This window comes from Azospirillum rugosum (genome assembly GCF_017876155.1).
GTDB classification, from domain to species: Bacteria; Pseudomonadota; Alphaproteobacteria; order Azospirillales; family Azospirillaceae; genus Azospirillum; species Azospirillum rugosum.
Window position 1 is genome coordinate 106,617 of record NZ_JAGINP010000005.1, and the last position, 24,835, is coordinate 131,451.

Here is a 24,835-nt window from a genome sequence, read left to right on the forward strand (position 1 = left end):
GACCCAATGTCCCTTGTCCGGCGGCTTGGGTGAAGGATTCCTTTACGATCCCCGTGATCCCTTGATAGTCACACGGCTCCCCATCCGCAGACGACACCCCGGCCATGACCGAATCGACCACCGCGAACATTCCCTATGGCCGCCACCGCGAGCGCAGCGACCTGTCGCAGGTCCTGCCGCTGACGACGCCCTTCTCGCTGCTGATCGACCCGTCCAACGGCTGCAACTTCCGCTGCGTCTTCTGCGCCACCGGCTCGCCGGAGCTGCTGAAGGAGGTCGGGCGGCCGCGCGGCTCCATGAAGTTCGACCTGTTCCGCAAGATCGTGGACGACATCGCCGCCTTCGACGCGCCGATCAAGTCCGTCCACCTCTACAAGGACGGGGAGCCGCTGGTGAACCCGCGCGTGGACCACATGGTCCACCTGCTGAAGGCGCGCGGGCTGGCCCGCCATGTGGAGATGACCAGCAACGGCTCCCTGCTGACGCGGGAGCGGGCGGACGCGCTGCTCGCCGCCGGGCTCGACGCCATGCGCGTGTCGGTCTACGGGGCCAGCGACTCCATGTACAAGCGCGTCACGCGGCGCTTCGACAGCTTCCAGACCGTGGTGGACAACGTCGCCTACCTGCACCGCCGCAAGACGGAGCTGGGGCGCGCCTTCCATCTCCACTGCAAAATCATCAACGTGGAGCTGACCGCGGAGGAACGGCAGACCTTCATCGACACCTTCGGCCCGATCAGCGACAGCCTGTTCGTCCATCCCGTCCATGGGGAGGCGCTGGCCGAGGAGAGCGCCTTCGCCGCGGCCCCGGACACCGGGCGCAAGGTCTGCTCGGAGCCCTTCCTGAAGCTGGCCATCAACTTCAACGGGGAGGTGTCGGTCTGCTGCGCCGACTGGGCCATGGGCACCATCGTCGGCAACGTGGCCGAGGAGCCGCTGATCGACATCTGGAACGGCGATCGGTTGCGCGACTTCCGCCTGAAGCACCTGGAGGGCCGGCGGGAGGAGATCCCGGCCTGCAACGGCTGCGCCTACGTCCAGACCCTGCCCGCCGACAACGACCTGGACGGCTTCGCCGCCGACCTGATCGGGAAGTACCGCGCGGTGGTGTGAGCCGCTACGCCGCTTCGCACCAGCGGCGCCATTCCGCGTGCAGCAGCTCCGCAAGGCCGCGGCCGAATCGCTCGCCGTCGCACAGGGGGGACGCCGCCATGCGCGCGCGCGCCTCGCGCCGGAAGGCGGCGAGACGGTCGCGGTCCGTCGCCCAGGCCACCGCCAGATCGACATACTGGTCCCGGTCGCGCGCCGCCATGCCGTCCAGCCCGGCGGTGCGCTGGAACGCCAGGGAATGGCGGGACGCGAAGGTCTCGCCGGACAGCGTGATCACCGGCACGCCCATCCACAGCGTCTCCAGCGTCGTGGTGCTGCCGGAAAAGGGGAAGGGGTCGAGCGCGACGTCGACTCCGGCGATCGCCGCCATATGCTCCATCGTGCCCGTCCCGCCGCGGAAGGTCAGGCGGTGCGGAGCGATGCCGAAGGCGGCGAAGCGCGCCCGCCACAGGGCGGCGGTGGCCGGGCACGACAGGGCGGTCGTCTTGACGAGCAGGCGCGCGCCGGGCACCCGCCCCATCACCGCCGCCCAGGTCGCCAGGACCCCGTCGTTCAGCTTGGTGACGATGTTGAAGGCCCCGAAGGTGACCGGACCGCCGGTCCGGCAGGGCGGCGGGCCGGGATCGGCGGCGCCGGCCGGCGGATCCCAGGCGATGAACGCGTCGGGCAGGCGCAGGATACGCTCGCGATAGAAGCGCTCCGCCCCCTCTGGGACGTGGTGGCGGTCGGCCAGGAGCGCGTCCATCGCGGCCATCCCGGTCGTCGCCATGTAGCCCGCCCACGCGACCTGAACCGGGGCCGGACGCCGCGCGAACAGGCCCGGGCGCCCGCGGGCGTTGTGGCCGGCGAGGTCGATCAGCACGTCGATCCGGTCCGCGCGGATCAGGTCGGCCAGTTCCGCGTCGGTCCGGTCCATGACGTGACGGAATTGCCGGGCCGCGTCGCGGAAGCGGCGGGTGTATCCGTCCTCCTCGGTCTGGTTCGCGTAGAGGAGGAGGTCGAACCCCTGCGCGGCCAGCGCTTCGACTCCGCGGATGGCGAAGCGGCCCGCGGGATGGTCGCGGAAGTCGCCGGACAGGATGCCGACCACCGGACGGCGTTCGGGATCGCGCGCGTTGGCGTGGGGACGCCAGGAGGCCGCCAGGGGGCGCCCATGCCGGGCATCCCAGGCGGCGTGGGCATCGAGCACGCGCGCCGGCGTCACGTCCGGCCGGAAGATGCCGAGGTACGCGAGGTTCGAGCCGACCACCATCGCGCCGGGATCGAGCGCCAGGGCCCGCCGGTAGCCGCTCTCGGCCCCGTCCAGGTCGCCCTGGCTCTGGCGCACGAACCCCAGGTTGGCCCAGACCTCCGCCAGCGCGGGGGACAGGGCGAGCGCACGCCGGTAGGCGCAGGCGGCATCCTCCAGCCGGGTCGCCTGGGACAGCGAGTCGCCCAGGCGCGCGTGGGCCTCGGCAAGTTCGGGGTCGGCCAGGGCGGCGCGCCGGGCCGCGGCCGGATCGACCGCCCCCGGCCGCGACGGCGACACCCCCGCAAGCGCCAGGTTGGCCAGCGCCGTGGCGTCGCCGGGAACCAGGGCGAGCGCCCGGCGCAACGCGGCGGCGGCCTCGGCCGGCCGGCCGACGCTGAGCAGGAGCGCCCCGAGATTGGCGTGCGCCTCGGCCATGCCGGGGGCGGAGCGCACCGCCGCCCGCTGTTCGCCGACCGCTTCGTCCAGACGGCTCATCGTCCAGTAGGCGAGCGCCAGATTGTGGTGCGCCTCGGCGAAACCGGGGAGAAGGTCCACGGACCGCCGCCACGCGGCGACGGCCTCGTCCGCGCGGCCGTGCGCCCACAGCCACGCCGCCAGGGCGTTGTGCCCTTCGGCGAAAATCGGCTCCGCCGACGGCGGTGCGGCTGGCTCGGTCATTCGGCGTTCATGGTCCGGAAGGTCGCACGGGGCGTGCGCGCAGCCGCCTACCATGTGGAAAGGCGCCCGCCATGGCAAGCCCTGCTCAGGGCCGCCGCCCGGCGCGGAACGGCACGGCCGGGGCGCCCTCCCCCTTCGGCGCCCCTGCCTCCACCGGCGTGTCGGACAGCAGGTCCTTGATCACGACGCTCAGGATGTCCTCCTGGTTCTTCTCGGCATGGTCGAGCAGCTGGGCGGTGCGGTCCTGCCAGGGCAGCTCCAGCCCGCCGAGGCCGCGCACCGACCCGCGCAGGCCGATGCCCAGGGCCTTCATCAGGTCGTAGAGGGTCGCCTCGCCCAGGTCGCGGGTGACGACCCAGGAGTCGCGGGTGGTGTGGGCCACCCAGTGGGCGTCGCGCAGCTGCTCCAGGATGCCGTCGATCAGCACGGTGCCGACCGGCACCCGCCCGACCAGAGTGCGGCGGCGCAGGCCGACGCCCAGGCGGCTGGCGTCCATCAGCTCGTGCAGCACGGCCAGCGCCAGCCCGAGCCTCTGCGCCGGCAGCAGCCCCTCCGGCCCGCCGCGGGTGATCTTGCCGGCCCGCCATTCCGGCAGCGACGCCGTGACCACCGCGCCGAACAGCACCGTGGACCAGGCGATGTAGAGCCAGAACAGGAAGATCGGCACCGTCGCCAGCGCGCCGTAGATGGTCTGGTAGGCGGGAAACTCCCTCATGTAGAGGGCGAAGCCGGCCTTCGACGTCTCCAGCAGCACCGACGCGATGGCCCCGCCGCAGGCGGCGTCCAGCCAATAGACGTCGCGGTTCGGGATGATGATGTACAGCAGCGTGCAGCCGACCAGCTGCAGCAGGAAGGGCAGCACAGCGCCGATCCCGACCAGCGGGTCGGCGTAGCTTTCCAGATGGGCGATCTGCAGCACCGACCACAGCGTGCTGGACAGCGACAGGCTGGCGCCGGCGAACAGCGGGCTGAGCGACACCACGGCCCAGAAGGACAGGATGCGCGTGACGTAGGAGCGCGGCTCCCGCACCCGCCAGACCGTGGCGAAGGACCCCTCGATGGTCCAGATCAGCAGCACCGCGGAGATGGCCAAGCCGAGAATGCCGAAGACCGGCATCTGGCCGGCGTTCGCCATGAAGGCGGCCAGATATTGCAGGATGGCGTCGCTGTTCTCCGGTATCAGGTTCTTGAACAGCAGCGTCTGGATGCGCGACTGCAGCGCGTTGAAGGCCGGGAAGGCGGAGAAGATGGCGAAGCCGATGGTCATCAGCGGCACCAGCGCCAGCAGCGAGGTGTAGGTCAGCGACGCCGCGGTCTGGAAGCAGTTGTCGTTGTAGAAGCGCATCGCCGAATAGGCGATGAAGCTGCCGACCTCGCGTATCCGCCGGAACGGGCGCAACAAGGTCCGCTGGACCCCTTCAGATTCGGCCATGCGCGACCTCCCGCCTTGGTTTGACCGGACCGGCCTTTCGTGTAGGATGCGGCCAACTTTTCAAAGCATACTCTTGATTGACGAGGTACGGATGTCCAACCCGAAGCCGCTCATGGATGGCAAGCGTGGCCTGATCATGGGCGTGGCGAACGACCGCTCGATCGCCTGGGGAATCGCCTCCACCCTGGCGCAGCACGGCGCCGAGCTGGCCTTCACCTACCAGGGCGACGCCCTCCTGAAGCGCGTGAAGCCGCTGGCCGAACAGGTCGGCGCCAAGCTGGTCCTGCCCTGCGACGTGACGGACGAGGCCAGCGTCGACGCGACCTTCGCCGCGATCGAGAAGGAATGGGGCAAGCTGGACTTCGTGGTTCATGCGATCGCGTTTTCCGACAAGAACGAGTTGGACGGCCTCTATCTCAACACCACGCGCGGCAACTTCCTCCGCACCATGGACATCTCCTGCTATTCCTTCACCGCGGTGGCGCAGCGCGCCGTGCCGCTGATGACGGACGGCGGAAGCCTGGTCACCTTGTCCTATTATGGCGCGGAACGCGTCATGCCGCACTACAACGTGATGGGCGTCGCCAAGGCCGCGCTGGAGGCCAGCGTGCGTTATCTGGCTGTCGATTTGGGCGGGCGCAACATCCGCGTCAATGCCATCTCGGCGGGTCCCATCAAGACGCTGGCGGCCAGCGGCATCGGCGATTTCCGCTACATCCTGAAGTGGAACGAGCTGAACGCCCCGTTGAAGCGCAACGTCACCATCGGCGAAGTCGGCGGCGCCGGCCTGTTCCTGCTGAGCGACCTGGGCGCCGGCGTGACCGGCGAGGTCATGCATGTGGACTCCGGCTACCACACGGTGGGCATGGTCGCGGTCGACGCGGCGTCGGAGGTGGCGCAGCTCCTCGGTTCGCTCGGCGGCGGCACGGCCAAGGCCGAGTAAACGCAAAGGTCGCGGGCGCGCAACGAATGGTCGGCGCGCCTGCGATTTTTGATTGTTATAGACACTGAAGCTACTTTTGCTGGTGCGTGCCGCCCGCTATCCTCCGCCCCTTGAGCGTGGCGTGGAGTGCGGTGTCAATGCGAGCCCGGCGTCAATCGGATTCGGTGTCCCCGATCCTGGAGCAGATCCTGTATGGGGGCTCCAGCGTGTCGATGAACCTGATCGGCATCACCCGCTCCATTCCGGACGACCAGCGGCTGTTCCGCGCCCAGGGATTGAACAAGGCGATCCTGTTCAAGTACCCGAACTTCGACGAGCGCGCCGACGACTACGCCAACCCCATCCTGGAGGATGAGGAGGACGCCGACATCGGTGTCCGGCCGGTGGAAACCGGCATCTACGTCCCGCACAGCGTCGATGCGCCGGAGGCCGGCGGTCTTGCGATCTACCTGCGGTCGCGCAACAGCGACGTTCTGCTGGCGGAACAATTCGGCATCTCGGCGAGCGGCGGAAACGATGCGGCGGCCGATCTGCGCACCCTGTCGCTGATCGACAGCGTCCCCTCGCTCGATCCCTTTCTGCTGAAGGCCTGTTTCGAGGCCGAAAAGGTCTCCGTCGACGCGCGCCACTGGCTGATCAGCGACGCCGAGGACCAGCAGCTGCGCCGGTTGATCCGGCTGCGCATCGAACCCATCGTGCGCAAGGCCATCGAGGGCGGCACCGCCAATTCGCAGAGCATCGAGCGCTTCCTGGAGGCGATCTGGAACCCCGAGTTGGAGGAGGCCGGCCTGTTCGTCTCCGCCTTCGGCATCGAGCGCGGCGAGGCGGATGCCATCTTCAGCGCCTGGAAGGGCACGACCTTCTACGAATACCAGCTGCGCCGCATCGCCCCGCGGGCGCGCACGATCCTGAACTGGCTGAAGTCGCGGGAATGCATCCCGGTCGACATCCGCATGCACAAGCCCTACGAGACGCAGTTGCTGATGCACATCGAAAAGGTGGGCAAGCTGCTGGAAACCACGCTGATGGACATCCGGCAGATCCTGTCGGACTACGAGACCAGCTTCAGCGCCTTCATGAACGGCCAGCCGGAACCGTTCCGCGACTATCTGCGGAAAATCCGCAGCCATTACTGGCTTTTGGGCTACTGCGTGTCGGCCCTGACCAGCGTGGCGCACCTGGACGCCCGCTGCATGAAGAACAATCCCAGCCGCAAGCTGTACTTCGAGATGATCCACAAGCTGCTGCGCCAGTTCGACGTCGCGCTCGACCGCCGGCGCGAGCAGAAGGGCGCGTTCTGACGAACTTGAAGATTGCTGCCCTTGACGCTGTGCCGATTTCCGGCAACTAAATGCGGCCTCAGCAGATTTTGGGGACAGCCATGGCCGGCAACAGCTTCGGAACGCTTTTCCGCTTCACCACCTGGGGCGAAAGCCATGGGCCGGCCATCGGGGTGGTGGTGGACGGCTGCCCGTCGCTGCTGGACCTGAGCGAGGCGGACATCCAGCCCTGGTTGGACAAGCGCCGGCCCGGCCAGTCGAAATACACGACGCAGCGGCAGGAGCCTGACCAGGTCAAGATCCTCTCCGGGGTGTTCGAAGGGAAGACCACCGGCACGCCGGTCTCGCTGATGATCGAGAACACCGACCAGCGGTCCAAGGACTACAGCGAGATCGCGGGCAAGTTCCGGCCGGGCCACGCCGACTACACCTATTGGAACAAGTACGGCATCCGCGACTACCGCGGCGGCGGACGGTCTTCAGCGCGCGAGACGGCCTGCCGCGTCGCGGCCGGTGCCGTGGCGCGCAAGGTGCTTGGGTCCGGGATCCAGGTGCGCGGCGCGCTGGTGCAGATCGGCCCGCACAAGGTGGACCGCAGCCGCTGGGACTGGGCGGAGGTGGACAACAATCCCTTCTTCTGCCCCGACGCGCAAGCGGCGGCGGAGTGGGCGACCTACCTGGACGGCATCCGCAAGAGCGGCTCCTCCATCGGCGCGGTGGTGGAGGTCGTGGCCTCCGGCGTGCCGGTGGGGCTCGGCGACCCGCTGTACGACAAGCTGGACGGTGACCTCGCCCGCGCAATGATGACCATCAACGCTGTGAAGGGCGTGGAGATCGGCAACGGCTTCGAGGCCGCCACCCTGACCGGCGAGCAGAACGCCGACGAGATGCGCGCCGGCCCGAACGGCGAGCCGGAGTTTCTGTCGAACCAGGCCGGCGGCATCCTGGGCGGCATCTCCACCGGGCAGGACGTCGTCGTGCGCTTCGCGGTGAAGCCGACCAGCTCCATCCTGACGCCCCGCCACACGGTGAACCTGGACGGGCAGGACACCGACATCCTAACCAAGGGCCGCCATGACCCCTGCGTCGGCATCCGCGCCGTGCCGGTGGGCGAGGCGATGATGGCCTGCGTGCTCGCTGACCACCTGTTGAGGCACCGCGCCTACACGCGCGGGTAGCCGCCCTCTCCCTTCGAACGGAGAATTCCGGTAACCTTCGCCCATCGAAGGCGTGGGAACGGGGTTGGAAGCGATGGGCGGGGCTTGGCGCAGTGGGTTGATCGTCGCTGGTGCGGTGCTGGCCATCACGAGCGCCCTGCCCCGCCCGACGATGGCGCAGGCCCCGGCGAGCCCGAACGCCTTTCGCGAGGTCACGGAGACCTTCAAGGACTGGAAGCTCTACTGCCAGGTGTGGAGCGCGCCGAAGCGCCTGGAATGCGAACTCGGGTCGCGGCCGGGCAGCGACCGCCGCTCCCGCCTCGTCTGGCTGCGCTCCAGCGAGCGCTGGCTGGAGGGGCTGCGGTTCCGGCTGGACGACGCGGGCACCGACCTCGGCCGGAAGGTGCGCGTCTGGGTGGACGATTCGGTGTTCCGGCCGGAATTCCCCTGCCAGCCCTTCACGTTCGAGTCGAACACCTGCGCGGTCTCCGACCCGGCCACCAACCAGAAGCTGGTGGAGAAGCTGCTGTCCGGGAAAGAGGTGTCCGCCGTCGGCGTGTCGCCCGCGGGGACCAAGTCGGAGGTCCGCTTTTCCCTGAACGGCTTCAAGGCCGCCGTGGAGCGCATGGAGCAGATCCGGCGCGAGGCCGGCGGAACCTGGATGTAACGTTCCGATACCGAAACGGAACCGCAAAACGGACGCGGGCCGGCTGACCCGCGTCCGTGACCGGTGCCTTACTGCGTGCCGGCGCCGTTGGGCAGCGAGCGGCGCGTCTGCGACTGGCCCATGCCCGGCTCGTTCGGCGAGATGGTCTGGTTCTGCATCTGGCCCTGCTGCGTCCGCGGGTACGGCGACGCGCTGGAGGAGCCGGAGCCGGCGCGGTTCGGGTTGGTCAGCGATTCCCGCGTCGGCGATTGGCCAAGGCCCGGCTCGTTCGGGGAGATCGTGCGGCTGTCCAGCCCGCCCTCGCGGGCGGTCGCCCCAGCCGGTCCGGCCGGCGGAACCACCGTGGTCGAGTTGCCAGAGGTGGAGGCGCTCGGCGCGCTGCTGCTGCCGCTCGTTCCGGAGCCGGTCCGGTTGTCCATGCCAGAACAGCCGGCGAGAAGAATCGAGGCGGTTGCCGCGGCGATCATCAAGTTGCGCATGGTTTCGTTCCGCTTCCCTGAGGTTCGTGGGCCACTCCGCACGTGCGGGCGGCGCGTTGACGTTCCCCCCGACAACCGGAAGCCATCCGGAACGTTCCCCAAGGGATGTGCGATTCAACCCCTATGCGGCCCTTACGCGCCGCCGCGGAATGACCGAAGCGCTCACGCGCCCCCTGGATCGCCCTCGGCCTTGGCGTATTTCTTCTTGGCCACGTCGAGCGTCGCCAGGAGCTGCTTGCCCGTGGCCCCGCCGTCGCCGCTGACGCGGGCATTCATCACCGCCTTGATGGCGTCCACATGCGCCTTGAACAGCAGCCGCTCGTTGTCGGTCACCGCGGTGAAGGAGCCGTGGGTCGCCTCATACAGGGATTTCGCGATGTGCGTGATCAGCGGATAGCCGAAGATGCCGCCCTGCCCGCGCATTTCGTGCGCCGACCGGTTGATCTGCGCCACCAGCCCCGGGACGGCCGCCGGCTCGGCCCGCAGCCGCTCGACCCGGCGGGCCAGTTCCTCCACCTCCCCTGCGATCCAGGTGGCGTAGTCGCCGGCGCGGTTCTGGATCTCGGCCTCCGCGGCGGCCAGCACCTCGGCCGGCAGAACCGGGACCGGGTCCTTCGGCGCCAGCCCCACCTTGGCGCCCAGGCGGTTGGGCAACTCGAAATGGATCACCGGGTAGCGGTCGATGCCCACCGCCCTGGACGTGCTGTGCACCACCAGGATCTCGCTGCCGTGGGTCATGCGGCAGTCCATGGCGACGGGCCGCTGGCTGCGCCGACGGTCCGGCCCGAAATAGCCCTTGGCCAGCACGAAGCGCCGCGGCCGCGCGATGGCCGTCAGCAGGCGGCTGGCGATGGTGCCGGCCGAAAACGGCTTGGCGATGAAGTCGGTGGCGCCCAGGTCGCGCGCCTGCTCCACATAATGGCGGTCGGCGGCCCCGGACAGCATCAGCATGGGCAGGAAGCGGTCGGGCGACCGCGGGCTGCAGCGCACCCAGCGCAGCAGCATCAGCCCGTCCACCTCCGGCATCACCAGATCGGAGATGATCAGGTCGACCGGCGCGGTGCCCGGCGGCAGGGCCGCCCGGCGCTCCTCCAGGAAGCGGATGGCGTCGGCCCCGCTCGGCTCGCCATGGACGGTGCCGACCCCGATCGCCCGCAGGGTCGCGGTCAGCACGTTGCGGATGAACGCGCTGTCCTCGACCACCAGGACCGAGAGGAGGTCGAGCTTCGGCCCGCCCCTTCCGACCAGATCGTTCATCACCCCAACCATTCGAGATCCATCGACCCCGTTATTGACACGCCGTGCGGCGCGTTGGCGAGCATGAACTTATGGTCTGGCCGCAGGTCAGGCTTTGCTCCCACTCATGGCCCCGCTAGGCTGGCGCCAAAAGCCGTCCTTAAGAATCCTGAAATGAGAAACCTTGTAGGGAGACCCACCGCGATGCCGCAGCCCGATCACGTCATGGCCCTGCCCCTGCCCGAGACCCCGGACCTCGACCCGGAGATGGCGGCGCTGTTCGACAAGTGCGTGGAGAAGCTGGGCTTCGTGCCCAATGTGCTGAAGGCCTACAGCCTGCGCCCGAAGAAGCTGCGCAACTTCGCCATGCTCTACAACGAGCTGATGCTGGGCGAGAGCGGCCTGTCGAAGCTGGAGCGCGAGATGATCGCGGTGGTCGTCTCCTCCGCCAACCATTGCTATTACTGCCTAGTCGCGCACGGGCAGGCGGTGCGCAAACTGTCCGGCGACCCGGAATTGGGTGAGATGCTCGCGATGAACTACCGCGCCGCCCCGCTGGAGCCGCGCCAGCGCGCCATGCTCGACTTTGCCTGGAAGATGACCAAGGAACCCTGGACGATGGGCGAGCCGGACCGGCAGGCGCTGCGCGACGTTGGCTTCAGCGACGCGGACATCTTCGACATCGCCGACACGGCCGGCTTCTACAACATGTCGAACCGCGTCGCCTCGGCGGTGGACATGATGCCCAACCGGGAATACCACAAGCTGGACCGTTAAAACCCGCCCAGTAAGCCCGCGCACCAACCGGAGCCGCCCGGATGTTGAGGTTCATCGTCCGCCTGTTCGCCGCCATCGGCTTTCTCGTGGTCGCCGCCATCGTGGCGGCGGTCGTGCTGGCCACCCGGCACGAGCCCACCCTGCCGGACACCGTCGTCCTGGAACTCGACCTGAAAGGACCGCTGGCGGAAGGCGGGACCGAACGGTTCGGCGGCTTTCTCGGGCACGAGACCACGCTGCGGGAGGTGCTGGACACGCTGGAGCGCGGCCGCACCGACCCGCGCGTGAAGGGCCTGATCGCCCATTTCGCCGGCGACGGCATCGGCTTCGCCCAGGCGCAGGAGCTGCGCGGCGCCATCGAGCGGTTCCGCGCCTCCGGCCGCTTCGCCATGGCCTTCGCGGAGGCCTACGGCGACAACGGCTCCGGCAACCGCTCCTACCTGCTGGCCAGCGCCTTCGACGAGGTGTGGATGCAGCCGCTGGGCCTGCTCAGCCTGACCGGCCTGTCCGCCCAGGTGCCCTTCGCCCGCGGCGCGCTCGACAAGCTGGACGTCCAGCCGCAGCTGATGCAGCGGGAGGAGTTCAAAAGCTTCGCCGACACCTTCACCAAGACCGACTTCACCCCCGCCCACCGGGAGATGGTGGAGGCGCTGCTCGGCGACCTGACCAACCAGATCGTGGACGGCGTCGCGAAAAGCCGGCGCCTCGCCCCGGCGGCGGTGCGTGCGGCCATGGACAAGGCCCCCCTGCTCGACAAGGAGGCGCTGGACGCCAAGCTGATCGACCGGCTGGGCTACGCCGACGAGGCGAAGGAGGCGGCGCTCCGCCGCGCCAACGCCCCGGCGGACGCCGATACGGTGGAGCCGAAGGAGTATCTGGCCGTGGCCGGCCCGGCCAACGGCAGCGGGCCGACCATCGCCTTGATCCACGCGGCCGGCACCATCACCAGCGGCAAGAGCGACAAGCCCGGCGTCGGCGAGGTCACCGCCGGGGCGGAAACCATCGTGCAGGCCATCGAGGACGCCGCGGAGGATCCCGCCGTGAAGGCGATCCTGTTCCGCATCGACAGCGGCGGCGGCGGCGTCACGGCGTCGGAAACCATCCGGCGCGCGCTGACCAAGGCCCGGGAATCCGGCAAGCCGGTGATCGCCAGCATGGGCGACACGGCGGCGTCGGGCGGCTATTGGATCGCGCTGGCCGCCGACCGCATCGTCGCCTCGCCGGGCACCATCACCGGCTCCATCGGCGTAGTGGCCGGCAAGATGTCGCTGAACGGGTTGTCGGAACGGCTGGGCGTCCATTGGGGCGTCGTCGACACCGGCCGCAACGCCGGCATGTGGTCGCCGCTGCGCCCCTTCAGCCCCAGCGAAGAGGAGCGGCTGACCGCCATCATCGACGCCAGCTACGCCACCTTCCTGGGGCGCGTGGCGGAGGCGCGGCACATGACGCCGGACCAGGCGCGCGCCGCCGCCAAGGGGCGCGTCTGGTCCGGCGCGCAGGCGCGGGAGCTTGGCCTCGTGGACGACCTCGGCGGCGTGGACGGCGCGCTGAGGCTGGCGAAGCAGGCGGCAAAGCTCGACCCCGACACGGCCGTCACCCTGACGGCTTATCCCAAGCCGAAGTCGCTGCTGCGGGAAATCCGGGACCTTGCCTCGGGCAAGGGCGATCTGGTGGAGGCGGCGGCCCTGCTGGCCGAACTGCGGCCGGCGCTGGCGCAACTGTCGCCGCTTGTGCAGGCGGCGCGCTCCGGCGGCGTGGAGGCGCGGATGCCCCCCCTGATGCTGGATCGATAATGTTGGATCAATGATTGCGGCGGCGCCCCTTCCCGCCATTCGGCCCGGCCATTGGACAAGGAAGGGGGCGGCGCTCCGCTCATCAATGACGTGTGGACAAGTTGGCGGAATACAGCAGGAACAACGAGTTCGCGTTCAGACTGCTTTCGCTTTCCAGGTAGCTTTGAAAACCAGGCGAACAGACCAGTCGGGCAATCTCGTCCTTTGAGAAGACCGGCAAGAAAGGATTGTTCGACAGTTCTTCATAGGCAGCCCTCGCCACTAGTCTCAACTTAGGCGGAATCGCCGTGATATATCGGTCGAGGGCACACTCGTCCTCACGCTCCATCGGGCGCACTCCTTTTCCACTTTTTTGATGATTAGTGGCTACAGTATAAAGATTGCGCAAACCGCCAAACGCGTAAAGCGACATAAGGTGGCGAAGTAGCAAATCCTGCACAGTGTTGTGTCTGCACCACATCATACGTTTTGGGTAAGCAGGCCGTCGTGGACTCCATCATCCACCAAAGCGCAGGTGGACGCCGCGACCTTGCCGAAACGGATATTACGCGCCTGCAAGCTTCCAGCGCCCTTGAAGCCCAAAGGATGCTCACTCCGCGTTCAATCCTTGGAAATTTGTTCACAGTTCGTTGCGCTTTGCATCGAACGCTTCGCGCCGGATACCGTCGGCGATAAGGACTCTGCCGGCACAAGCACACGGCAATACAGCCTTTGGATATATCCGGAAGGATGATGTCTTGAAATATTGGAGTTGCCACGAATCAGCAGAGTCTTATCTTTCAACCACCTCGACTCGACACCATTTCATCTGAGTTGACCCAATTATCTCGTTCATATATAGGCCAACAACCCATTTTGAGTTCGCCCTATCCCCATCCGGGAAAGAGGACTTTTCGCCTGCGGAGATGAGGATTATATCGTTCGGCGGAGAAACACTCCGCTTATCATCCTTTTTGGCAGAATTTGCGAAACATCGTGCAACCTGAAGACAGCGACACAACGGCATCCGCCATGGCATCCGAAGCGACCGCACCCGACGACAAGCTTCGCGATGCGCCCGAAGGCGGCGGAACGGCCGGCGGCGACGCTGCGGTCGGGGAAAGCCCGCTGTCCGGGGAACCGCGCGAGGAGCGGGCCTGCTGCATCGTCGGGATCGGCGCCTCGGCCGGTGGGCTGGAGGCGTTGCAGCGCTTCTTCGACAACGTGCCGGGGGACAGCGACCTCGCCTACGTGGTCGTCCAGCACCTGTCGCCGGTCCACAAAAGCCTGATGGTCGACCTGCTCGGCAAGCACACCTCAATGACGGTCGTCCAGGCGGCCGACAGCATGGTGGTGGAGCGCAACACGGTCTACCTGCTGCCCCCGGCCAAGCACCTGTCCATCGAAGACGGCCGGCTGCGCCTGACCGCGAAGGACGCGGGCAGCGGGATGAGCCTGCCGATCGACATCTTCTTCACGGCGCTGGCGCAGGACCAGGGGCCGCTCGCCATGGGCGTGATCCTGTCGGGCACCGGCTCGGACGGCACGCGCGGCCTGCTCGCCATCAAGGCGGCGGGCGGCTACGCCGCCGTGCAGGATCCGGAAACCGCCCAGTTCGACGGCATGCCGCGCAGCGCCATCGCCACGGGCCAGGTGGACGCCACCCTGCCCCCGGCCAAGCTGCCGGCCGCCCTGATGGACCACGCCCGGCGCACGCTGAGCCGCGCCCGCCCCGCCCACGCCGGCCGCGCGCGCGACAAGAACAGCGACCCGCTGGCGCAGATCGTGGCGACGATCCGGTCGGTCACCGGCGTGGATTTCTCGCACTACAAGCTGGCGACGCTGCTGCGCCGGATCGAACGGCGGATGCACGGCGCCGGGCTCGAGTCCATGGACGAGTACGCGGCCCTGCTGCGGCGGAACAACGCCGAGACGGTCCATCTCTACAAGGAGATGCTGATCGGGGTCACCCGCTTCTTCCGCGACGAGTCGGCCTTCGCGGCGCTGAACGACAAGGTCGTTCCGGCGCTGCTGGCGAACCGCAGCCACACCGACATGGTGCGGGTCTGGGTCTGCGGCTGTGCGACGGGCGAGGAAGCCTACTCCATCGCCATCCTCTTCGCCGAGGCGCAGGAACGGCTGGGGCGCAGCTTCGACGTCAAGATCTTCGCCACCGACATCGACCAGGACAGCATCGAGATCGCCAGCCTGGGCGAGTTTCCGCGCTCCATCGCGGAGGACGTCTCGCAGGAGCGGCTGACCCGCTTCTTCAGCCAGCGCGGCGACAAGTATGTGGTGGCGCGCGACATCCGGCGGATGGTGGTCTTCGCGGTCCACAACATCATGCGCGACCCGCCCTTCACCAAGATCGACCTGGTCAGCTGCCGCAACCTGCTGATCTACATGGACGCGCCGTTGCAGCGGAAGGTGCTGAGCCTGTTCCAGTACGCCCTGCGGCAGAGCGGCTTCCTGTTCCTCGGCACCAGCGAGACGCTGGGCGAGCTGTCGGCGGAGTTCCACGCGCTGGACAGCCGCAACAAGGTGTTCCAGAGCCTGCGCGCCGGGCCGCACCGGCTGTCGCGCCTGCTGGTTCCCACGGTGGCCGCCCCGCTCGCCCGCCGCGGCGAGGAATCGAGCCACGTGCAGGAGGAAGGCGCGGCCATCGACGAGGCCATCGGCACGCTGATGAAGGCCTATGTGCCGCCCTGCCTGCTGATCAACGACCAGATGAACATCATGCACGTCTTCGGGGACGCCTCGGCGATCCTGAAGGTGCCGGCCGGCGAGGCGACGCTGAACGCGCTGAAACTGCTGCCGTCGTCCGTGTCCATGGTGGTCGGCACCGCGCTGTCCCGCGCCTTCCGCTCCGGCGAGGAATTCGCGCTGTCCAACATCCCGGTCAAGGACCGGGACGGGCTGCCGGCCATCAGCCTGCGCGTGAAGCCCTTCGTCCTGCGCAAGACCGGCCGGCGCTTCGCCCTGGTCCTGCTCGACCCGGCCGGCCCGATGCTGCCGATCCCCGACAGCGACTTCGACTTCGACGCCGACGCCGCGGAGCGCATCCGCGGGCTGGAGCAGGAGCTGATGTCGCGGGGCGAGAACCTCCAGGCGACCATCGAGGAGCTGGAGACCGCCAACGAGGAGCTCCAGGCCACGAACGAGGAGCTTCTCGCCTCCAACGAGGAGCTGCAGAGCACCAACGAGGAGCTGCAGTCGGTCAACGAGGAGCTTTACTCCGTCAACGCCGAATACCAGGCGAAGGTGGAGGAGCTGACGGAGGTCACCAACGACCTCGACAACCTGCTGCGCTCCACCGAGATCGGCACGATCTTCCTCGACGTCGGCATGGTGATCCGGCGCTTCACGCCGGCGGCGGCGCGCTTCATCAACATCATCCCGCGCGACGTCGGGCGGTCGATCACGCACCTGTCGACGAACATCGACTACCCGAACTTCCTGAAGGACATCGGGACGGTGTTCGAGACCCACACGCCCATCGAACGCCACGTGCAGGTGCGCAACGAGCGCTGGATCCAGACGCGCATCCTGCCCTACCTGACCGACAAGCAGCAGGTCGCGGGCGTCGTCGTCACCTTCGTCGACGTCACCGCCGCCAAGGAGGCCGAGCATCGCCTCCAGACCGTGCTCAACAGCCTGCCGGAGCATGTCGCGGTCATCGATTCCGACGGCATCATCACCATGGTCAACGCCGCCTGGCGCAGCTTCGGCGAGGCCAACGGCGCGCCTGCGCTGGAACGTTGCGGACCCGGAACCAATTACCTCCAGGTCTGCACCGCCCAGGAAGGCGAGGACGGCGAGGACATCGCCCGCGCGGTGAACGAAGGGCTGCGCAAAATCCTGAACGGCGAGATCAGCCACTTCACGATCGAGTACCCCTGCCACTCCGACACGGAAGAGCGTTGGTTCATGATGCACGCCTGTCGCCTGAACGAAATGACCGGAGGTGCTGTGGTGAGCCACATCAACATCACCAACCGCAAGCAGATGGAACTGCGCCTGAGCGGCCGGCCCAACGGCGCCAAGCGGGACCATGGGACTCCCGGTGAGGCGAAGCAGGGGAAGGGCAGCGCCAGCAAGGGGGCGGCGTGAAGGACATCCTGAACGAACGCCTGCGCCGACGCGCCGAACAGGCGCTCAATTCCGGGGGCTTCGAGGGGGCAGAAATCTCGGCCACCACCCTGAAGGAGGTCGTGCACGAGCTGTACGTCCACCAGGCCGAACTGGAAATCCAGAACGAGGAGCTGCGCACCGCCCAGCAGGCGCTTGAGGCGTCGCGCATCCAGTATCTCCAGCTCTTCCAGTCGGTCCCGCTGGCCTGCTTCACGGTCAACGCCGCGGGCATCGTCGGCGAGGCGAACGCCGCCGCCGAGCGCCAGTTCGGGCTGCCGCTGCGCCGCCTGAAGGGCCGGCCGCTGACCCTGATGGTCGACTCATTGGACCATGGCCGCCTGTTCACCGCGCTCAGCCGCCTGCGCGAGACCGGGCAATGGACCCGCCAGGAGTATGTCTACGTCGGCGCGCGGAGCCTGATCGACGGGCTGACCGACGCGCGCATGGTGGCGCTGGAGGACGGCGACAAGGGCGACGTTCTGATCACCGTCACCGACGTGACGGAGCGCAACGCCTGGGTCGGCGAGCTTCAGGCCGCCCGCGACGAGGCGGAACGCGCCCGCGCCGCCTACCACCACATCCTGCACGCGGTCGCCGACGGCATCCTGGGGCTGGACGCCGAGGGGGTGATCACCTTCGTCAACAGCGCGGCCCAGTCGATGACAGGCTTCGATCCCACCGACCTGGTGGGGTTGCGCTTCGCCTCGCTGCTCGACAGCGCGAACGCGGACAGCTCGGACGCCGCGACGTCGGTGGCGCTGGCGCTGTCGGACGGCACCGTCCGCCAAGTGCCGGACAGCCGGATGCGCCGCCGCGGCGGGGGGTCCTTCACCGCGGAGCTGACCGTCTCCCCCATCATGCAGCACCGGCGAATCAGCGGCGCCGTCGTCGCCTTCCGCGACGTGACCGCCCGCCGCGCCGCCGAGGAGGCGCTGGCGACCAGCGAGCGGCGCCACCGCACGCTGGTGCAGTCGCTGAACGAAGGGCTGGTCATGCGCTCGGCCGACGGCACGGTCCAGGTCGCCAACGGCATGGCGGAGCGGCTGATGTCCAGCCCGGCGGGCGTCCTGCTCGACCCGCGCGCCCAGCCCTTCAACACGCGCACGCTGGGCGACCGGGCGACGACGGCGGGCGGGCGGCGCTTCATCGGCGCCGATGGCGTCCGGTTGGCCGGGCTGCCGCCCGCCGCCCAGGCGGTGGCGACCGGCGAGCCCGTGGTGGAACAGATCGTCGGCATCGCGGAGGGCGAAGGAGCGGCCGCACCCACGCGCTGGCTGCGGGTGTCCAGCCATCCCGTGCTGAACGGCGACGGCAAGGCCGAATCGGTGGTCACCAGCGTCTCCGACATTTCGGCCATCAAGTCGATGGAGCGCGACCTGAACGTCGCGCTGGACGCCAAGGAGCGCTTCATGGCCGCGGCCAGCCACGACCTGCGCCAGCCGGCCCAGGCGCTGATGCTGCTGACCGGCCTGCTGCTGAAGGAACCGATCAACGACGAGGCGCGGCGCATCGGCGTGCAGCTGCGCGACACCGTCCAGTCGCTGGGCACCCTGCTGGACTGCCTGCTCGACATCTCCAAGCTCGAAGCCGGGCTGGTCTCTCCCAGTGTGACGCCTGTGGACGTCGGCGCGATCATGGATCGGCTGCACGGGGAGTTCGCGACGGTGGCCGCCTCCGCCGGGCTGACCCTGCGCACGGTGCCCTCGCGGCTCACGCTGCGCACCGACGGCGGGCTGCTGGAGCGCGTGCTGCGCAACCTGCTGACCAACGCGATCCGCTACACGCAGCGGGGACGCGTGCTGTTCGGCGTCCGGCGGCGCGGCAGCACGCTGCGCATCGAGGTGTGGGACACCGGCATCGGCATCGCCGAGAACCAGATTGACCGGATCTTCCAGGACTTCTACCAGGTCGGCAACGCCGCCCGCGACCGGCGGGAGGGGCTGGGCATGGGCCTGAGCATCGCCAAGCGCCTGATCCACATGCTGGGCGGCAGCATCGACGTGACCTCGCGCCTCGGCCAGGGGTCGTGCTTCGCGGTCACGCTGCCGCTGGCCATCGTTGCGGACGACCGGCCGGGCATCGGCGCCATCACCGAGGAGGACATGGCGGGCGCCGCCGACGGCAATGGCGCCGAGGTGCTGCTGGTGGAGGACGACGCGGTCATCCGCATGGCCCTGTCGCTGATGCTGGAGGGCTGGGGCTACCGCGTCACGGACGCGGGCTCGGTCGCCGAGGCGCTGGACCTGCTGGACGGCACTATGGTGCCCGATCTGGTGCTGACCGACTATCGCCTGCCGGACGGCGGAACCGGGCTGATGCTGATGGACACGCTGCGCCGCCGCATGGGGCGCGACCTGCCCGGCGTGCTGCTGACGGGCGACACCTCCTCCGACCGGCTGCGCGAGGCCGCCGGCGCCCAGTGCGCGCTGCTGCACAAGCCCATCCAGCCCCACGACCTGCGCCGCATCGTGAACGAAAGCCTGCGCAGCGCGTCGTCTCAGTAACGGGGCGTTACGGCTGTTGGAGATTGGCCTGGGTGGCCTTTTTCAGGTGATCCAGGCGCTCCTCCGCGTCGGCGCGGTCGTAGGGGCCCTCCACATCCATGCCGAAGCTGACGTAGAACCCGTCGGCCTGCGTGATGTGGGTGCCGATGGGCAGATATTCGTCGGACGGCTCGTCGTTGCCGACGATCGCGCCGTTCCGGATCTCCACGATGTGCGCCATGACGCTTTGCCCCCGCCGCGGCCGGATGATGCCGCCTGGTGTTTCAATGCGCGATCAACGGACACGGCGAAGGTATGGTTCCGTCACTCCCGCAGGGCGAGCCGGTCGAGCCGTAACCGCTGCCGGGCGTCGCTGAGCCGCCGCGCCGCCGCAAGCGTCGCGATCAGCACGCCGAGGCCGGTGGCGCCGGCGATCAGGAACATGATCAGGATCTGGTACTTCACCGCCTCCGCCGGATCGACGCCCGAGAGGATCTGGCCGGTCATCATTCCGGGCAGCGCCACCAGTCCGGTCGCCGCCATGCCGTTGATCGTCGGCATCAGCCCGGTGCGCAGCGCGTGCCGCAGCACCGGCCGCAGGGCGACCCAGAGGGTGCGGCCGAGCGCCAGCTGCGCCTCGATCGCCGCGCGTTCGCGCACCGCCCCGGCGGTCAGGGTGTTCAGCGACAGGCTGACGCCGCTCATGGCGTTGCCCAGCACCATGCCCAGCAGCGGGATGGCGTAGCGGGCGTCCCACCACGGGTCCGGCTGGATGGCGGTGGTCAGGGCCAGCATCATGACCACCAGCGCCGCGAAGCCCATCGCCCCGGTGCCGAGCCCGTAGGCCCACCAGCCGACAAGCCGCCGCTCCTGCCGGGCCATCGCCTCCTGGCCTGCGAACAGCACCATGACGAGCGCCGCGGCGAGCGTCAGCCAGGGCGACTCCAGGGCGAAGAGCTGCTTCAGCACGAGCCCGACCAGCGAGAGCTGGACCACCATGCGGACCGCCGCGATGGCCAGCGACCGCTCCAGCCCCAGCGACAGCCGGACCGACAGGCCGCCGTTGACCAGCAGCAACAGCGCCGCCAGGGCGAGGTCGGTGTAATGAAGAGGGATCAGCGGCATTTCGGTTTTCCCTTACCTTAGGCCTCCCTCACCCGGCCGGCCTCGACGCGCAGGCGCCGCTTCGCTAGGCGGTCGGCCTGGTCCGGGGAGTGGGTGACGATCAGCACGCCCATCCCGCGGGCCAGCGCGTCGCGCAGCAAGCCCTCGACCCGGTGCGTGGCGTCGAGGTCGAGCGCGCCGGTCGGCTCGTCGAGCAGAAGCACGCGCGGCTCCTGAACCAAGGCGCGGACCAGCGCCAGCCGCTGCCGCTCCCCCGTGGACAGGCGGGACACCGGCCAGCCCAGCGCCTCCCCCGGCAGGCCGAGCGCCTCGACCAGCGGGGCGGCGCGCGGGGTATCGGCGGGGGAGAAATGGTCGGCGACGCGGTCGGACCACCAGCCCGACTCGGCGGCGAGATAGGTGACGCGGCGGCGCCACTCCGGCGCGGTCATCTCCTCCCGCAGCGCGCCGTCCAGCCGCACCTCGCCGGCGGCCGGATCCAGGTCGGCGACGGCGCGCAGAAGCACCGACTTCCCGGCGCCGGACGGCCCCTGGACGGCCACGCACTCCCCCGCGTCGACGCGGAAGCAGGCCGGCTGGAGCACGCGGTTGGACAGGTCACGGACGGTCAGCATGGGTCTGCATGGCGTGGGAAGCGGTCCCTGAGGGTTGCTGTTGCGAGTTTATCAGCCATTCGCAGCGGAGTTCTTGCGCGGAACGCCTCCCGGACTATGGTGTGCGCACAGGACCTTCCCGCTCGAACCGCAAAGGCGAGCCATGACCGACCGTACCGCCGTTCCCGACTCCGCCGACCACGCCGCCTTCAGCCACCAGGAAATCCTGCGGGTGTTCAGCGGCGTGGCCATCGCCATGCTGATGGCGGCGATGGACCAGACGATCGTCGCGACGGCCCTGCCGACCATGGCGCACCAGCTGGGCAACCTGGACGACCTGCCCTGGGTGGTCACCGCCTACCTGCTCGCCTCCACCGCCACCACGCCGATCTACGGAAAGCTGAGCGACCTGTACGGCCGCAAGCGCATCCTCCAGGTGGCGATCTTCCTGTTCCTGATCGGGTCGGTCCTGTGCGCGGTGGCGCAGAGCATGGGGCAGCTGATCCTGTTCCGCGGCCTTCAGGGGCTGGGCGGCGGCGGGCTGATGGCGCTGGCCTTCACCATCATCGGCGACGTGGTCGCCCCGCGCGAGCGTGGGCGCTACCAGGGCTACATCGGCGGCGTCTTCGCGCTGGCCAGCGTGGCCGGCCCGCTGCTGGGCGGCGTCTTCACGGAGACGCTGAGCTGGCACTGGATCTTCCTGATCAACCTGCCGCTGGGCGCCGCGGCGCTCGCCATGACCAGCCGGGCGCTCGGCCGCCTGCACGCCGGGCGCGCCCAGCCGAAGATCGACTATCTCGGCGCGGTCCTGCTGATGGGCACGGTGACCAGCCTGCTGCTGGTGGTGTCGCGCGGCGGCGTGGTGATTCCCTGGGGGTCGCCTTTCATCCTCGGCCTGACCGCGCTGGGCGTCGCGCTGTTCGTGGCCTTCCTGATCCATGAGCGCCGGGTGGACGAGCCGATCCTGCCGCTGCACCTGTTTCGCGTGCCGGTGGTCGCCGTCGCCAACCCGGTGGTCGCGGTGTCGGCGATGGTGCTGTTTTCCGGCATCGTCTTCCTGCCCCTGCGGGTGCAGCTGGTCAGCGGGACGAACGCCACCGCGGCGGGCCTGCTGCTGCTGCCGATGGTGCTGGGCATGGTGCTGGGGGCCGGGGGCGGCGGCCGGCTGATCGCCCGCACGGGGCGCTACAAGGCGGTGCCGCTGGCCGGGCTGGCGCTGGCGGCGGCCATGTACCTGGCGCTCGGCCTGTCGCCGTCGGTGTCGGAAAGCGGGCTGTGGTCGACGCTGATCCTGGTGCCGCTGGGCATCGGGCTGGGCCTCGTCATGCCGGTGATGACGGTCGCGGTGCAGAACGCCGTGGACCGCCGCGACCTGGGCGCGGCCACCGCCTCGGTCGGCTTTTTCCGCTCGCTCGGCGGGTCGGTCGGGGTGGCCGTGTTCGGCGCGGTCTTCGCCGCCGACGTCGAGTCCCGCCTGAACGCCGCCGGCCTGCCCGGCATCAGCGGGCGCGACGTGCTGGACCGCGGCACGGCGGCGCTTGCCTCCCTGCCGCCGGGCAGCCGCGCCTCTGCCCTGACGGCGTTCGAGCACGGCTTCTCGACCCTGTTCCTGCTGGCGGCGGCGCTGGCGGTCGTGTCCTTCGTGATGACCCTGTTCCTGAAGGAGCTGCCGCTGCGCTCCGCCGCGGAGATCAAGGCGGAAGCGGCCTGAGCGGTTATCCGCTCTTCCCTGTATCCTCGCTGGGGAAGTGCCGCCCCTCGCCCAGCTTGTCCTCGATGTAGAGCATGTTGACCAGCACCAGCGCCACGATGGCCAGCGGGGTCGCCAGGAACATGCCGAGGATGCCGAACACAAGCCCGCCGGCCGCGATGGCCCCGATGGTGATGACCGGCGGCAGATCCACCACCCGCTTCTGCATCAGCGGCGTGATCAGGTTGCCTTCGATCTGCTGGATGGCAAGGTAGAGCAGCGCCACCCAGATCGCGTCCTGCGGCGACTGGGAGAAGGCGATCAGGATGCCCGGCACCGCCGCCAGCACCGGGCCGAGCAGCGGCACGAACTCCAGCAGGCCGGCCAGGAAGCCCAGGGCCGCGGCGCTGGGAATGCCGAGCAGGAGAAGCCCGGCCGTGGTCAGCGCCCCGACGATCGCCATGGCGGCGATCTGCCCGATCAGCCACTTCCACAGCGAATCGCCCGTGACGTCCAGCACCTCGTGCGCGCGCTCGTGCCCGCGCGGCGGCACCAGCAGGACGATGCCGCGCCGGTAGACCTTCGGCGAGGCGGCCAGGTAGATGGCGGTGAAGATCACGACGACGGCGTCGCCGAGGAAGAAGACCACGCTCGACGCAACGGACCGCAAGCGGTTGATCCAGGAGGTCGCGTCGCGCCCCTGTTCGGCGATCTGGTCCCGGATGGCCGGCGGCAGCTGGTCGACGCCGCGGCTGATCTGCTGGGTCAGCTGGTCGAACTGCGACACGACGGATTGGCCGAGCAGAAAGCCGCCGCCGACCACAAGCGCGGTGAGCAGAAGCAGCACGACCGCCAGCGACCAGCCCTGGGACAGCCCGGTGTAGTGCCGGACGAGGCCGGCCACACGCTGCAGCAGGATCGCGAACAGCACGCCGGCGAAGACGAGCAGAAGCGCGTCGGCCACCCGCCACACCAGGAAGACGAGGCCGAAGACGCCGACGGCGATCAGCACCTTCCAGGTGTAGACCTTCAGCTCGGTCGCGAGCGCCCGTCCTCCTCCCTGGCCGCCCGCCTGGCCGCCGGGCTCCGCCGGTTCCCGCTCGGCGCGAGTCGCCGCCTCCGCTGCCTGACGGGTCGCCCGTGTCGGTGTGTCCATGCTCGTTCCCCGGTTTCACGTCCCGGAGAAACGCCGTCCGAAGGAAAGAGTTGCGGGCCACGCCCCATAGCACCTTGGTGCTACCACACTTATCCGAATGCGCGCAGGCCGCCGGCGCCCCATATCATGAGTGACGCCAAGGAGTCATTCTCGCTGATGTCACCTAAAGCCCGCCGGCAACGGCGGGCTTCTTTCTTTTGCGGCCGTGGTCAAGTTTCCTCCCAGGCGCGAAAGTAAGGATGTCCAGCCATCTCTGCTGGAATGCGGCACGCGCCACCCCGAGCCGTCATTCCCGCGAAAGCGGCAATCCAGGGCACATCGGCCACTTAGCAGCCGAGCTTTCTGGATCCCAGCCTTCGCCCTACGGTATGCACACATCTCGCGGATGCGATAATGCATCGAGCAGCAAGGAAAAATCCCCTCTCCCCTTGGGGGAGAGGGGTTGGGGTGAGGGGTCGTTACGGGCGGTAGCCCGGAGAAAATCTCAAACCCGGCCGCATTGGATGGTTCCGGCCGGCCCGAGGCCGGCGCCACCCTCACCCCAAACCCCTCTCCCCTCGAGGGAGAGGGGCTTTTTCCCCGGCTGTCTCAGTTACTTGACCCATAACTGAAATGCGCGAATGCCGTAGGCCCTTCTGGGACAAGGGGGTTTCCGTCGCATCAGCCCGGCTTGCCGGAGCCGTGGCTCGGGCGGACCTTCACCGGGTTGGTCGGGTTGCTGCTATGGTCGGCTTCCTCGCTGACCTGACCGTCGTGCTGGCCGGCGCGGGGCTTGTCGGGGTTGTGGAACTGGTTCCGCCCGAGGTCCTTGGGCTGCTCGTCGGTGTTGCCGCCGGTGCGGCCGCCCACATCGCTGCCGGCGCTGTCGTTTTGGTTCTGATCCTTGGCCATTGGGG

At 68.8% G+C, this 24,835-nt stretch carries 20 protein-coding genes; 10 read left to right on the forward strand and 10 right to left on the reverse strand.

Annotated features, from left to right (window positions below):
- Positions 1 to 104: 104 nt before the first annotated feature.
- Complete coding sequence (locus tag J2851_RS08640) at positions 105 to 1,112, forward strand: radical SAM/SPASM domain-containing protein (protein WP_209765758.1); 1,008 nt, start codon at positions 105 to 107, stop codon at positions 1,110 to 1,112.
- 4 nt (positions 1,113 to 1,116) lie between these two features.
- Here J2851_RS08640 and J2851_RS08645 read toward each other — a convergent pair whose 3' ends face one another.
- Positions 1,117 to 3,018: an O-linked N-acetylglucosamine transferase, SPINDLY family protein gene (locus tag J2851_RS08645; protein WP_246500517.1), complete on the reverse strand. Its 1,902-nt coding sequence runs from the start codon at positions 3,016 to 3,018 to the stop codon at positions 1,117 to 1,119.
- Between the two features lie 85 nt (positions 3,019 to 3,103).
- The gene (locus J2851_RS08650; protein WP_209765763.1) at positions 3,104 to 4,450 is read right to left on the reverse strand and encodes a YihY family inner membrane protein; all 1,347 of its coding nucleotides are present in this window, start codon (positions 4,448 to 4,450) and stop codon (positions 3,104 to 3,106) included.
- Between the two features lie 91 nt (positions 4,451 to 4,541).
- On the opposite strand from J2851_RS08650, the gene fabI reads away from it, so the two are divergent.
- From fabI to J2851_RS08670, 4 genes are all read left to right on the forward strand, one after another.
- Positions 4,542 to 5,393 carry an enoyl-ACP reductase FabI gene (gene fabI / locus J2851_RS08655; protein WP_209765764.1) on the forward strand — a complete coding sequence of 284 codons (852 nt, stop codon included), beginning with the start codon at positions 4,542 to 4,544 and terminating at the stop codon, positions 5,391 to 5,393.
- A 164-nt stretch (positions 5,394 to 5,557) separates the two neighbouring features.
- Positions 5,558 to 6,694 carry a hypothetical protein gene (locus J2851_RS08660; RefSeq protein WP_307419334.1) on the forward strand — a complete coding sequence of 379 codons (1,137 nt, stop codon included), beginning with the start codon at positions 5,558 to 5,560 and terminating at the stop codon, positions 6,692 to 6,694.
- Between the two features lie 80 nt (positions 6,695 to 6,774).
- Positions 6,775 to 7,851 (forward strand): chorismate synthase, encoded by a 1,077-nt coding sequence (gene aroC / locus J2851_RS08665; protein ID WP_209765768.1) that lies wholly within the window; start codon positions 6,775 to 6,777, stop codon positions 7,849 to 7,851.
- Positions 7,852 to 7,948: 97 nt separating this feature from the next.
- On the forward strand, positions 7,949 to 8,497 hold the full coding sequence (locus tag J2851_RS08670; protein ID WP_246500518.1) for an invasion associated locus B family protein: 549 nt from the start codon (positions 7,949 to 7,951) through the stop codon (positions 8,495 to 8,497).
- A 68-nt stretch (positions 8,498 to 8,565) separates the two neighbouring features.
- On the opposite strand, the gene J2851_RS08675 is transcribed toward J2851_RS08670, so the two are convergent.
- Positions 8,566 to 8,976: a hypothetical protein gene (locus J2851_RS08675; RefSeq protein WP_209765770.1), complete on the reverse strand. Its 411-nt coding sequence runs from the start codon at positions 8,974 to 8,976 to the stop codon at positions 8,566 to 8,568.
- A 162-nt stretch (positions 8,977 to 9,138) separates the two neighbouring features.
- Positions 9,139 to 10,233 carry a response regulator gene (locus J2851_RS36285; RefSeq protein WP_209765772.1) on the reverse strand — a complete coding sequence of 365 codons (1,095 nt, stop codon included), beginning with the start codon at positions 10,231 to 10,233 and terminating at the stop codon, positions 9,139 to 9,141.
- Positions 10,234 to 10,416: 183 nt separating this feature from the next.
- Between J2851_RS36285 and J2851_RS08685 the strand changes: the two genes are divergently transcribed.
- A complete protein-coding gene (locus tag J2851_RS08685) occupies positions 10,417 to 10,989 on the forward strand; it encodes a peroxidase-related enzyme (protein ID WP_209765773.1) in 573 nt (190 codons plus the stop codon).
- A gap of 41 nt (positions 10,990 to 11,030) precedes the next feature.
- On the forward strand, positions 11,031 to 12,782 hold the full coding sequence (gene sppA / locus J2851_RS08690; RefSeq protein ID WP_209765775.1) for a signal peptide peptidase SppA: 1,752 nt from the start codon (positions 11,031 to 11,033) through the stop codon (positions 12,780 to 12,782).
- 82 nt (positions 12,783 to 12,864) lie between these two features.
- Here the strand turns inward: sppA and J2851_RS08695 are convergent, their stop codons facing one another.
- Positions 12,865 to 13,110 carry a hypothetical protein gene (locus J2851_RS08695; protein ID WP_209765777.1) on the reverse strand — a complete coding sequence of 82 codons (246 nt, stop codon included), beginning with the start codon at positions 13,108 to 13,110 and terminating at the stop codon, positions 12,865 to 12,867.
- 683 nt (positions 13,111 to 13,793) lie between these two features.
- Between J2851_RS08695 and J2851_RS08700 the strand changes: the two genes are divergently transcribed.
- A complete protein-coding gene (locus tag J2851_RS08700) occupies positions 13,794 to 16,871 on the forward strand; it encodes a chemotaxis protein CheB (RefSeq protein ID WP_211114264.1) in 3,078 nt (1,025 codons plus the stop codon).
- Positions 16,868 to 19,396, forward strand: a complete 2,529-nt coding sequence (locus J2851_RS08705; protein WP_209765781.1) for a hybrid sensor histidine kinase/response regulator — start codon at positions 16,868 to 16,870, stop codon at positions 19,394 to 19,396. Before J2851_RS08700 ends, J2851_RS08705 begins: the two co-directional genes overlap by 4 nt.
- 7 nt (positions 19,397 to 19,403) lie before the next feature.
- Here J2851_RS08705 and J2851_RS08710 read toward each other — a convergent pair whose 3' ends face one another.
- The 3 genes from J2851_RS08710 to J2851_RS08720 all read right to left on the reverse strand — a co-directional run bounded on the left by J2851_RS08710 (position 19,404) and on the right by J2851_RS08720 (position 21,114).
- Entirely contained in the window at positions 19,404 to 19,616 is a 213-nt protein-coding gene (locus tag J2851_RS08710; protein WP_209765782.1) for a hypothetical protein, read from the reverse strand.
- Positions 19,617 to 19,699: 83 nt separating this feature from the next.
- On the reverse strand, positions 19,700 to 20,500 hold the full coding sequence (locus J2851_RS08715) for an ABC transporter permease (protein WP_209765784.1): 801 nt from the start codon (positions 20,498 to 20,500) through the stop codon (positions 19,700 to 19,702).
- Between the two features lie 17 nt (positions 20,501 to 20,517).
- On the reverse strand, positions 20,518 to 21,114 hold the full coding sequence (locus J2851_RS08720; protein ID WP_209765786.1) for an ABC transporter ATP-binding protein: 597 nt from the start codon (positions 21,112 to 21,114) through the stop codon (positions 20,518 to 20,520).
- 142 nt (positions 21,115 to 21,256) lie between these two features.
- On the opposite strand from J2851_RS08720, the gene J2851_RS08725 reads away from it, so the two are divergent.
- A complete protein-coding gene (locus tag J2851_RS08725) occupies positions 21,257 to 22,804 on the forward strand; it encodes an MDR family MFS transporter (protein WP_209765789.1) in 1,548 nt (515 codons plus the stop codon).
- 4 nt (positions 22,805 to 22,808) lie between these two features.
- Here J2851_RS08725 and J2851_RS08730 read toward each other — a convergent pair whose 3' ends face one another.
- Positions 22,809 to 23,939: an AI-2E family transporter gene (locus J2851_RS08730; protein ID WP_209765791.1), complete on the reverse strand. Its 1,131-nt coding sequence runs from the start codon at positions 23,937 to 23,939 to the stop codon at positions 22,809 to 22,811.
- Positions 23,940 to 24,599: 660 nt separating this feature from the next.
- Positions 24,600 to 24,830, reverse strand: coding sequence for a hypothetical protein (locus tag J2851_RS08735; protein ID WP_209765793.1), 231 nt, complete (start codon positions 24,828 to 24,830; stop codon positions 24,600 to 24,602).
- Between the last annotated feature and the right edge of the window lie 5 nt (positions 24,831 to 24,835).